This window comes from Leptotrichia sp. (genome assembly GCF_057270615.1).
Window position 1 is genome coordinate 1 of the sequence record NZ_DBHIXN010000055.1, and the last position, 12,111, is coordinate 12,111.

The window sequence follows — 12,111 nt, forward strand, 5'->3', positions numbered from 1 at the left end:
TTCTCGGTCTAACTCATTCCTTGCGTCACGAGTGTGCGACCGCATTTTTAATCAAGGTCATAAAGCAGCTTTCCAATAACCGTACTTTCTCCACCTGGAATAATTAGTCCGTCAATACCATTATTATTAACCGCATTACTTAAATCTGATTTTTTTCTTATCTCAAATGATTCTATCCCAAGTTTTTTAAGCATCTTTATATGCTCAGCAAAAGCTCCCTGTAAAGCCAGTACACCTATTCTCATTACTTACCTCTTTCAGCCATAAGTATTTTGATTTCATTTTCATTGATTCCAACCATAGCTTCTCCTAAATCTTCAGAAATTTCGGCTAATACTTTTGGATCATTATAGTTAGTAACAGCTTTAACTATCGCCTGTGCTCTTTTTACAGGATCTCCAGATTTGAATATTCCCGATCCGACAAATACACCTTCAGCTCCAAGCTGCATCATCAAAGCCGCATCTGCAGGAGTAGCAACTCCACCTGCTGCAAAATTTACTACTGGCAATTTACCATTTTCGTGAACATATTTTACTAATTCAAATGGAACTTGCAATTCCTTAGCTGTAAAATAAAGTTCATCTTCTCTCATATTCTGTATTCTTCTTATTTCCTGATTCATCATTCTCATATGTCTTACTGCCTGTACAACATCTCCAGTTCCTGGTTCACCTTTGGTTCTTATCATTGAAGCCCCTTCAGCTATTCTTCTAAGAGCTTCTCCTAGATCTTTTGCCCCACATACAAAAGGAACTTTAAATTTTTTCTTGTCTACATGAAATTTATCATCGGCAGGGGATAGAACTTCGCTTTCATCTATATAATCAATTTCTATCGCTTCCAAAATTTGTGCTTCCACAAAATGTCCAATTCTAACTTTTGCCATTACAGGAATTGATACAACTTCCTGTATACTTTTAATCATTTTAGGATCGCTCATTCTGGAAACTCCACCTGCAGCTCTAATATCCGCTGGAATTCTTTCAAGTGCCATAACCGCAGCTGCTCCAGCCGCTTCAGCTATTTTTGCCTGTTCAGGAGTAGAAACATCCATTATGACTCCACCTTTTAGCATTTGTGCCAAATTTTTGTTTAATTCATATCTTTCGTTTTTCATAAAATTTCATCCTTCCATTTAAAAAAAATTCTTACAGTATAATTATACTCCTATTTCAAAAATTTTACAAATATAAATTTTCAGATACAAATTTAACCTAGCAGATCCATTAATTCCTTATCACTCATTTCAAATAAAATTTTCTCTCCGTCTTTACTTTCAAGCAGATTTTCACTTAACTGACGTTTACTTTCCTGAATTTTTATGATTTTTTCTTCAATTGTACCTTCTGTCACCAATTTTATAACCTGCACACTTTTTTTCTGTCCAATTCTATATGCTCTATCACTAGCCTGATTTTCTACAGCAATATTCCACCAAGGATCGTAATGGATTACAACATCTGCTCCAACTAGATTTAGTCCTGTTCCACCCGCCTTTAACGAGATTAGCACCACTTGCCGTTCTCCATTATTAAATTTATTACAAATATCAACTCTTTCCTTAGACTTCACATTTCCATCAATATAAAAATACTCAATTCCCATATTTGAAAGTTCTTTTTCAATTTCTTTCAAAGTACCAACAAACTGTGAAAATATTAATAATCTGTGACCATTTTCAGTTATATCCGGCAAAATATCACGTAATACTTCCAGTTTTGCCACTTCTCCCTTGTAATCTTCTTTGAATAAAGTTGGAGAATTACAAATTTGACGCAGTTTTGTCAAAATTGCAAGTATCTTCATTCGGTTATTATCATTTTCGTTAAATTTTTTCATTTCGTTCTTAGCTTGCTTGATATAAGACATATACAGCTGCTTTTGTTCTGCACTTAACGTTACAACCATATTTGATTCGATTTTGTCCGGCAATTCAGTCAGTACTTCTTTTTTTGTTCTTCTAAGCAAAAATGGAGCAATGACTTCTCGTAAATTATTTATTTTAGAAGAATTTGGATTTACAATAGCTTCCTTATAAATTTTTTTAAATCTTGTCAAGTTATCAAGGTATCCAGGTATTACAAAATCAAAGATTGACCACAATTCTAAAATATTATTTTCAACTGGTGTCCCTGTCAATGCAAAATTCACTTTACTGTTAATCTTCATAACTGCTTTTTTTATTTGAGAAGTTGTTGTTTTTATATTTTGTGCTTCATCTAGCACTGCCACATCAAATTCTTTGCTTTCATATTCTTCAATATCATTTCTCAAAGCCTGATAGGTTGTTATAAGAAATCCTTTTGAATTTTTTGAGATAATTTTTTTTCTTTGTGCTGCTGTTCCTTCAACTAAAGTCGGTGTTATTCCTGTAAATTTAACAATTTCTTCCTTCCAATTATAAAGAAGCGAACTTGGAACAATAATTAATGCTTTAAAATTACGATTTTCCTGATAAATCTCATTTAATAACGATATTGTCTGTAAAGTTTTACCAAGTCCCATATCATCGGCAAGAATCCCTCCAAATCCGATGTCATACATATTTTTCAGCCAGTTGAATCCTAATTTTTGATATGGAAATAAATTTACGTTTATATTATTTGGCTCAATTTCTTCTCGATTTTTTATTTTATGAAAAAGATCTTTGAATTCATCCATTTTTACAAGATCTTCCTGAATATTTTTAGAAATTTGAGCAAGCTGAAGAGCTTTTATTTTGGAAATTTTATTTTCTCCAATTTTTAAATTAGAAATAGAATCTACAATTCCAACTAATTCTTCAATACTTTTATTAGCAATTTTTACCAATTCCCCGCTTGACAGCGTTATATATTTCTGTTCATTTCTTATAGCTTCCATTACAATTTCCACATCTTCAGTCTTTATTCCTTCAATATCAAAGGTAACATCCAAAAAATTATTTTCAACTTTTTTTACTCCAATATGAACATCTATATTCCGTGCATTTTTTATTTTATTTTCCAAATGAATTTTTACTCTGTCTGAATATTTTTTATCAATATACTCTGAAATTTTACCTAGACCTTCATAATTTACGTTATAAGTTCCTTCTGCAAATCCTATATTTGTAACTGAATAGCTTTCTACAAGTTTTTTTAATTTTTCAAATATTTTTGTATTCTTTCTAGGAATAAAATATTTTCCATTTTTTTCTATTGCACATACAGTATTTGACAAATTTACTTTTACAATTTCTTTTTCATCAGTTTCTGATACAAATATATCAATATTTCCATCTTCTTCAATGTATTCAGCAATATTAATATTTTCATATTTCAAAACTTTACTTAACCTTTTATTATCTCCATCTGAAAGCTCATTAAACAGTTCTGGATCCAGCAAATCAAATTTACCAAAAAATCTTTCTTCATTTTTATCCATTTTAAAGACTTTTGCTGTATCATTTGAAAATGTGTAAAATGGACTATTTTCAGAAATTTTTTCTATATTTCTTATTTTAACTCTGTTATTCTCTTCTACAAATAAAGGTTCATAACTATTCATTATTTGTTTAGTTTCTCCTAAGAGAACTAGGCTTTTTCCTTTTTTCATTGCCATAAGCAGTTTATTTAAAAGCATTTCGTAGACTTTTAATCCTTTTTTATCTTTAATTCCACTGTTTATAACACTTTGAATTTCTTTACTATATTCATAAATTGCATTGATTATTTTCTGATTGGTTTCATTAAAAAAACAATTTTTAGGGCTATATGTAATTTTAGAAGTAACTTCATACTCTCTTTCCTTTATGATAGCTTCGATAAACTTCAAAATATCTTTTACATAATATATTTTTTTAAATCCTGTCTTTATCCGTAAAATATATCCTGGAACATTATTTTCCTGATTATAGTCATATCCGTATTTATAATCACTGTAGCTTCCTTCATCAATTTCTATTTCCAGTCGCATTTCCTGTTTTTCCTCATCTTTCATATTTTCACTTTCCAGATGAATATTATAAATTTCCTGAATCCTTTCAGAAACATTCTCTACATTTTCCAATATTTCCTTACTATTCCCCAGATGTTGCAAACCTTGAAAATTAGCTATTTCATTTTTCTTTGTAATCTCATTACTTACAGCATTTCCTGAATTTTCTCCAAATATCTCAAATTTTACTTCCGTATTTTTATTTTTTTTATCAACATTTTCCAAATTTATATTATCAACATTGCTTGCTTCTAAGGAAATATCTTGCAATTTTCCAGAATTTGTCATATTAAGTTTTTCTTCCCGAAGATTTATTCTTTGTCGTGATTTATTTTTTGAAGCATATTTATCATCTGTTTTCTTTATACTTTTTATAGCTTTTTCCCTTTTTCGTTCTTCCTTCATTTTAGCCATTTTTTTATTTTCTTCTTCAAAATCATCTTCAAACATCATTTCAATTTCATCCGTTCCAATAACTTTTGAAATTTTTTCTGAATGATCTGCCATCATTCCAAGCGTCACAACATGTTTACAGCAATTTTTCTTATTATTTTTAAAAAACATGCAATCACAACTCGCTTCTATAAATTCACCCTTTTTCTGCTCAACTGTAATAGAAGTCTTGCACAAGCTGTTTTCCTTATATTCTCCCTCTACCGTCATAAAATTTCCGTCAGCAAAAAGAGCAGTTATATTTCCTAAACTTTCATTGTAATATTCCTGCCCAATTATAAAAATACTTGGCGTAATTTGTTTTTTTAATTCTAATGAAATACTATTTTGTCCCATTTTTCTCCCTTACTTTTATTTATATGTTACCATTATTATTGCATTTTCATTTTCCCCATAATAATTTTTTCTTATGAAAATTTCTTTAAATCCAATTTTTTTATAAAGTCTTAGTGCTTTTACATTATTCTCATTAACTTCCAGTAAAAATTTATTTTCAGAAAAATTTTTATTTATGTTTTTATTTTCTAAATTTTTTTCCTCCTCAATTAATTTTTTTATGCTTTCAGTTAATAACATTTCACCAAAACCTCGCCCTTGATATTCTTTTTTTATTGCTATCTCAAAAACATCTGTGCTCTCTATTGTACCATAAAATACAATATACCCCAACACATTTTTCTTATTTTTTTCATTTTTATCAAAATTTATTTTTTCTTCTTGATTTTTTTCCAAATTTTCCAAAAAAATATTCCCCTCCATAAAATTAAATAAGCAGTACATCTTATACTGCTCATTTAATATCATTTCAGAAAAATATTTATCTTCAACCTTATTTTTAAAATTTTCATTATGAATTTTTACCAGTTCATCAATAATATTTTTCATTTTATTCCCCATTTTAAGTTATAATATTCCTATTCTATTTAAAGGCCACCATCTCACAAGTAATTCTCCTTTTATTCTAGGCTCAGCTACAAGTCCAAAATATCTAGTATCTTTACTATTTGAAGTATTATCACCCATAGCCATATAATAATTTTTATCAAGTGTTATAGTTTCTCCGTTTAACAATTTTTTAAATAATTTATCATTGTATTTGAAGTCCATAATTGGCATAACCATTTCATTTCTGCCTTCCACCTTTAAAGTGAATGTATAATATCTGTTTGTTAATGTATTTTTTGGATCAGCGTTAAGCTCATCATCATTTCCAATTATATCTTTAAAGTTACTGTCTGTTTTTATCAATTCTAAAAACTCTTTTCCTGTCATATTTTTATAACCTTTTCCATCGTAGTAACTTTCCCAGTCAACTTGTCCAATAAAAGTATTGTCTTCTGTTTCTCCGAACACTTTGTTAATTGCAATAATTTTATCAAGTTTTACTTTATCTCCTTTTTTAGGAATATAAATCTTATTGTTCATAAGCAATCCTTCTGGAAGATAAAGTTTTTGTGGTGTAAGTCTTTCAAGAATTTCTGATTTTTTATCATTTATCATTATTGCTCCACCAACAGATTTAACTTTTTCAGAATTAAATTTATCTAGATCTTGATCATATTTTTTTAACTTTTCATTAAATTCTTTTTTACTTCTAGCTGATGTTGGATAACTAGGATCCTTGTCAATATTTGCAAGTTCAAATTGAGCTGTGGTCATTTTTCCTTTTTCAATTTGAAGTGTTGTTCCAGGCTCTCCAACTATTCTTTTTGTATACATTACTTTATCAGTCATAGGCTCTTTAAATGCAATTATTTGACCTATTTTTGGTTTTGAAAAATGGTATTTTACCATATTTGTAAATACTCTATCCTTAACTAATATTGTTGGTTCCATTGAACCTGTTGGAATAACATAATTTCCAATATAAAACATTTGAATAACTGCCACTAAGATAACAGCAAGTAAGGCATTGTCGATTCTTGTTAATGCTTTTCCAAATGTACTTTTCTTTCTTTTTTCTTTCTCAATTCTTTCTTCCACAGAAAGATTTTCATTTGGAAATATCTTTTTAAATATTTCTGCTATGTCTTCATTTTTTATTTTTGATTCTGTAACAATTTTTTCTAATTTTTCATTATCTCGTGTAGCTTCTTTTAAAATTGATTGTTCTGTAATTTTTTCTGTTGATAAATCCTTAAATAAATAAATAAGAACCAACGAAATTACAACATTTATTATCAAATAAATATAAAAATTTGGATCTAAAATATTAAACATCAATTTCCCCAAAAATAACATAATAAGATTTAGCAAAAATATCCATTCATGCTGCTTTCTAAACACATAAATCACAGTATTTAATCCAAATACTCCATAAATTCCCCAAACTTTTATCCATATATTTGGATCTTTAGTTTTATCTACAATTGCCAAAAATACTGCTGTAATAACTAATGCAACTATTGTCAGCGCATTTCCAGCCATAAAGTTTTTATCACTTTTCTCAAGAGAAATTTTTTGCAACGTTTCATCCTCTTTCATCCGTATTGACTGAATAACTTGCTTTTCTCTAATAAAGAAATATAGCAAAAACAGCGTAGCAATAATATAAAAAATTCCCCACAATAATATATTCATAATTTTTTCCTCTCCTAATTTAAATTTAAAATTTTCAGTTTTATAATAAATTGCTTTAAAACCGAACTCAAAGACTACGGCTAATTATTCAAACCTTGAATCTATATAATTTCTAATTGTTTTGAGTATATTTTTAAAAAAGAAAAAGCTAGCATTTTGCTAGCCTTGAAGCTACTTTCTAATTTCTTTAATTCTAGCAGCTTTTCCTGATAAGTTTCTCAAGTAATATAATTTAGATCTTCTTACTTTACCAATTCTCTTAACTTCGATTTTTTCTACTAATGGAGAATTTAGAGGAATGATTCTTTCTACACCGATTCCTTGTGATACTTTTCTAATTGTGAAGTTTTTAGCAACACTTCCACCAGAAACTCTAATAACTACACCTTCAAAAACCTGTATTCTTTCTTTGTTCCCTTCTTTTACTTTGTAGTGAACAGCAATTGTATCCCCTGCTTTAAATTGAGGCACATCGGCTTTCAAATAATTTTTTTCTACTAATTCGATTAATTTCTCTTTCAAGAAATTCACTCCCTTCTTTCTAAGATATTCTTTCTACCTATACCAATTTTACCAATTTAATAACTTTTTTTGCTACTAAATATCCTACAAAACTGGTAGCAACAATAAAAGCGGAATATCTATTATTCAATAACTTATTAAGTTTACCATATTTTGAATCAATTTTCAATACAATCATAAAAAATTTTTCGTTTTTTTAAAATTTTTTTTAATTTTATAGCAATAATCGAACTCAAAAACTATAACTATTTTATTTAAATACTATATTTACTTCAACTTTTCAGCCCACTCAGCTTCCTTAAATCCAACCAAAACAAAATTTTCTCCCACAAAAAGTGGTCTTTTCAAAGCCATCCCATTGCTTGCAAGCAGTTCAAACTGCTCATCTTCTGACATCTCAAGTAATTTTTCTTTTAAGTTCATCTCTTTGTAGACATTCCCGCTCGTATTAAAAAATCTTTTTAATGGCAATCCACTTTCTTTATAATATTTTTTAATGTCTTCCTTTGATGGAGTTTCTTCAACAATATGCTTATATTCATATTCTACTCCATTTTCATCTAACCATTTTATTGCTTTTTTACAAGTCGTACATCTTGGATAACAATATACTTTATTCATCTTTACATCTCCTGTTTTATTTTTCTTTAAATTTTTAAATTTCAAAAAAATCAATCTTGCTTTATTATTTAAAGAAATAAATTTACTAATAATAAACTTCGTCTAAAAAATAACTTTATTTACTTTACCATCAAAAGTTTTTAATTCTTTGATAAATAAAATTTATAACGAATATTTTTGTTATTAAACTAGAATTGCTATAAATTATAAAAAATTACAATTTTTTTATTAAATCTTTCAAATATTCCCTTACTTTATCCTTTAATTCTTCATGTCTAAGTCCAAATTCAACATTTGCAACAAACATTCCAAATTTATCTCCAGTATCATATCTCAATCCATCAAAATTATAAGCGTATAATTTTTCACCATTATTTTTCATTGCCAGGATTGCATCTGTTAATTGTATTTCTCCACCTTTTCCAGGTTTTGTATTTTTTAAATATGAAAATATTTCAGGTTCCAGTATATATCGTCCTAGTGCAGCAAGATTGCTTGGAGCTTCATCGACTGCCGGTTTTTCAATAAAGTCTTCAACAGCTACTGTTTTTTCATCAATTTGTTTCAATGGTTTTATTATTCCATATTTTGAAACATTTTTAGGAAGAACTTCTTGAACTCCCAAAATTGTTCCGCCTTGCAGTTCATTATATTTTTCTACAAGCTGTTTTGTAACAGGATATTGACCTTTTTCCTTATCTGTATAAATAATATCATCTCCCAAAAGCACAACAAACGGCTCATCTCCCACAAAGGCTTCAGCACAGCTTATCGCATGCCCTAATCCTAATGGTTTTTTTTGACGCACATAATAGATATTTGACATTTCAGAAATATGATTTACCACTTTTAAAAGATCTTTTTTTCCATTTTCTTCCAAAGTTCTTTCTAATTCATATGAATAATCAAAATGATTTTCAATTGATCCTTTGTTTCTTCCTGTAATAATTAAAATTTCTTCAATCCCAGCTTCCAAAAGTTCTTCCACAAGGTACTGCAATGCTGGCTTATCCACAATTACAAGCATTTCTTTAGGCTGTGCCTTTGTTGCAGGTAAAACTCTAGTTCCTAGTCCTGCTGCTGGTATAACGGCTTTTCTTATTTTTTTTACACTCATAATTTACCTCCAGAATAATTTATTCAAATTTAAAAACTAAAATATATGTCCATCATCAGAATAAATAACTTTTATTCCTAACGGATCAAACAAATTTAATTTTTCAAAATATTCTTTTGCTTTTAAATTAGCTATCATCTGATATTCCTTTGTCTTCAAGTCATATTCATATTTTCCAATTATAATAATACTTTTTTCATCTGGAAACTGTACATAAAATCGTACAATTTCCTTATCTGGCAGCGGAGCTTTTCCAAGATTTTTTGTATCAACTTTTGAAAAAAAGTTTTTGTATTCATTAAATTTTTTATAAAATTCGTTTTTAAACTCATCATTTGTAGTGGTTGGGGTAGCTTTTATTGCAATCCCTATATTGGCATTATAATCTTCATCTTCAATTGTATAGTAAACCATTTTCATACCATCTCTGTCGCAAAAAATATCATTTGATCTTTTTTCAACTTGAATTTTTTTAATAACTCTGTCTAAAAAAGTATCGGGATCATTTGTAAAGTTACAAGTATTACTAAATCCTTGCATTCCCAATAAAAATAAAAGTGATGATACTATTTTTTTCATTTTATCTACTTCCTTCCAAATATATTTTAACTAAATAATATGCCTAATTATATCATAATTTCTAAAATTAATGAAATATTTTTACTCTATTTTAATATATATTTTTTTATATTTAATTATTTTAAAAGTTCATTTTTTTTGTTTTCAAATTCTTTTCTTGTGATTACCCCTTCATCCATCAGTTTTTTTAATTTTATAATTTCATCAGCAACAGAATGTCCAAAAGATTTTTGTGATTTTTCAAATTCTCCTATTGTTTCATTTACAGCATTTACAAATGGAATAAGCGTTTTTTTCAAAACATTTTTTACTTTAAACATTGAAGCTCCATCCCATATTTCAATTTCTCCCATAAACAGTCCCTTTTTATATTTTACCGCATTTACTTTTCCAAGTGGAATTTCAACTTGGTTTACGCCAAACAGCATTCCCTTATCTAAAAGAATAATCCTTTTAGTTGTTGAAACAACTAACCAAGTATGTCCATCATACCACCCAGAAGTGGCATAAGTAATAATTTCATTATCTTTAATGATTCTTGCTAATTCTTTAACTTCTTTCTTTGTCCCAGCAATAAATGCTCCGCAATCCGATAACATCTGCTGTATATCTTTTAAAGTTCTCATACTTACATAACTCCTTTCTTATATATTACATCATTTAAATGTATTCAATAGCCGCAAACTGCTCCCACTTTTAAAAACAAAAACTTCTTAGAAAGCATCAACTTTTATTAGCCAAATATATTTACTAAGCTCTTTGCTATATTTTTTTTATTTTACAAATCTATTAATATGTATAGTTAATTGTACTATATTTTTTTAAATTATTCAAATTAATCAAAAAAAATGATATACTTTAAATAAGTAAATTCAAGAAATAAAATAAATATCTTGAACATTTTCATAAATTAAAGTAAAATATATTTAAGTAAAAAACTTTTAATAAAATATAAAAAATTCAGGAGGTAAAAATAATGTCTACACCACATATTGGAGCAAATAAAGGAGATATTGCAGAAACTATATTGCTGCCTGGAGACCCTCTTCGGGCAAAATATATTGCAGAAACATTTTTAGAAAATGCTGTTCAATACAATAATGTTAGAGGAATGTTAGGATTTACTGGAACTTATAAAGGGAAAAAAATATCTGTCCAAGGAACTGGAATGGGAGTGCCGTCAATTGGAATTTACTCACACGAACTAATAGCTGAATTTGGAGTAAAAAATTTAATTAGAATTGGAACTGCTGGTTCTTATCAGAAAGATATAAAAATTAGAGATGTTGTCATTGCTATGTCAGCCTCAACTGATTCCGCTATTAACAAATTAAGATTTAATGGTGCAGATTATGCACCAACAGCAAATGCTGATATGGTTTTCAAGGCTTATGAGATAGCAAAGAAAAAAGGACTAAACGTAAGAGCTGGAAATGTGTTTACGAGTGACACTTTTTACGGAGATGATCCTGACGCTTGGAAAAAATGGGCAGAATTTGGAGTTTTGTGTGTAGAAATGGAAACAGCTCAGCTTTATACAACTGCAGCTAAATTAGGGGCAAATGCATTGACTTTGCTTACAATAAGTGATTCGTTTATAACTTGCGAAGCTACCAGTGCTAAAGAAAGACAGACTACTTTTAATGAAATGATAGAAGTTGCACTTGAAACTGCTATATCGCTTTAAGGAGGAAAAATGGAATTCTATAAAAGATTAATTATAAAAATTTTAGAACGTAGTTCTATTGGTTCTGATAATAGAATTTTGAAAAAGTTAAAGAGCGGTTATGATTTGACTCAAAGGGAAATGGCTGAACTGGAAGAACTATTAGAACATATTTTATAATAGATTTATTTTTAATAATTTAACAAAAAGATAGCAAGAAGTCGTAGGCTTTCTACAAGTGGGAGATGAATTGCTTTTTTTGTAAAAAAAATTGAAAAAAGGATAATCTTATGATACAATTTTTGTATAAAATATCGAAGAGAAATCATTAATTATAAAATCTCTATCAAAAGGAGGTGTAATTTTGTGAAATATAATTTAGCATTCAAATACAGGATTTATCCAAATAAGGAGCAAGAATTATTGATAAATAAGACTTTTGGATGTGTTCGTTTTGTTTACAATACGATTTTGTACACTGCAAATAAATTTTATGAAGAAACTGGAAAAAATAAAATAATTACACCTGCCAGTTTGAAAAGTGAAAATCAATTTTTGAAAGAAGTAGACAGTTTGGCACTTTCAAATGCTCAATTGAATGTAAAACGATCGT

The 12,111-nt window shown here is 28.3% G+C and carries 13 protein-coding genes; 3 read left to right on the plus strand and 10 right to left on the minus strand.

The window, feature by feature from the left end; genetic code table 11:
* Positions 1 to 47: 47 nt before the first annotated feature.
* From ACO409_RS08775 to ACO409_RS08820, 10 genes are all read right to left on the minus strand, one after another.
* The gene (locus ACO409_RS08775) at positions 48 to 245 is read right to left on the minus strand and encodes a hypothetical protein (RefSeq protein ID WP_485556448.1); all 198 of its coding nucleotides are present in this window, start codon (positions 243 to 245) and stop codon (positions 48 to 50) included.
* A complete protein-coding gene (gene pdxS, locus ACO409_RS08780) occupies positions 245 to 1,120 on the minus strand; it encodes a pyridoxal 5'-phosphate synthase lyase subunit PdxS (RefSeq protein WP_485556450.1) in 876 nt (291 codons plus the stop codon). Before pdxS ends, ACO409_RS08775 begins: the two co-directional genes overlap by 1 nt.
* A gap of 92 nt (positions 1,121 to 1,212) precedes the next feature.
* On the minus strand, positions 1,213 to 4,749 hold the full coding sequence (locus tag ACO409_RS08785; protein ID WP_485556452.1) for an SNF2-related protein: 3,537 nt from the start codon (positions 4,747 to 4,749) through the stop codon (positions 1,213 to 1,215).
* Between the two features lie 15 nt (positions 4,750 to 4,764).
* The gene (locus ACO409_RS08790; RefSeq protein WP_485556453.1) at positions 4,765 to 5,298 is read right to left on the minus strand and encodes a GNAT family N-acetyltransferase; all 534 of its coding nucleotides are present in this window, start codon (positions 5,296 to 5,298) and stop codon (positions 4,765 to 4,767) included.
* 18 nt (positions 5,299 to 5,316) lie between these two features.
* On the minus strand, positions 5,317 to 6,993 hold the full coding sequence (gene lepB / locus ACO409_RS08795) for a signal peptidase I (protein WP_485556455.1): 1,677 nt from the start codon (positions 6,991 to 6,993) through the stop codon (positions 5,317 to 5,319).
* 171 nt (positions 6,994 to 7,164) lie between these two features.
* A complete protein-coding gene (gene rplS, locus ACO409_RS08800) occupies positions 7,165 to 7,515 on the minus strand; it encodes a 50S ribosomal protein L19 (RefSeq protein ID WP_485556457.1) in 351 nt (116 codons plus the stop codon).
* A gap of 267 nt (positions 7,516 to 7,782) precedes the next feature.
* Positions 7,783 to 8,136 (minus strand): arsenate reductase family protein, encoded by a 354-nt coding sequence (locus tag ACO409_RS08805; protein ID WP_485556459.1) that lies wholly within the window; start codon positions 8,134 to 8,136, stop codon positions 7,783 to 7,785.
* Positions 8,137 to 8,350: 214 nt separating this feature from the next.
* Entirely contained in the window at positions 8,351 to 9,253 is a 903-nt protein-coding gene (gene galU, locus ACO409_RS08810; RefSeq protein WP_485556461.1) for a UTP--glucose-1-phosphate uridylyltransferase GalU, read from the minus strand.
* Between the two features lie 36 nt (positions 9,254 to 9,289).
* Positions 9,290 to 9,832, minus strand: a complete 543-nt coding sequence (locus tag ACO409_RS08815; protein ID WP_485556462.1) for a hypothetical protein — start codon at positions 9,830 to 9,832, stop codon at positions 9,290 to 9,292.
* 116 nt (positions 9,833 to 9,948) lie between these two features.
* A complete protein-coding gene (locus ACO409_RS08820) occupies positions 9,949 to 10,458 on the minus strand; it encodes a PH domain-containing protein (RefSeq protein ID WP_485556464.1) in 510 nt (169 codons plus the stop codon).
* Positions 10,459 to 10,808: 350 nt separating this feature from the next.
* On the opposite strand from ACO409_RS08820, the gene deoD reads away from it, so the two are divergent.
* The 3 genes from deoD to ACO409_RS08835 all read left to right on the plus strand — a co-directional run.
* Positions 10,809 to 11,519: a purine-nucleoside phosphorylase gene (deoD, locus tag ACO409_RS08825; protein ID WP_485556466.1), complete on the plus strand. Its 711-nt coding sequence runs from the start codon at positions 10,809 to 10,811 to the stop codon at positions 11,517 to 11,519.
* Between the two features lie 9 nt (positions 11,520 to 11,528).
* Complete coding sequence (locus ACO409_RS08830; protein WP_485556468.1) at positions 11,529 to 11,678, plus strand: hypothetical protein; 150 nt, start codon at positions 11,529 to 11,531, stop codon at positions 11,676 to 11,678.
* Between the two features lie 186 nt (positions 11,679 to 11,864).
* Positions 11,865 to 12,111 (plus strand): helix-turn-helix domain-containing protein (locus ACO409_RS08835; RefSeq protein WP_485556470.1); only part of this gene is annotated, 247 nt, incomplete at its 3' end.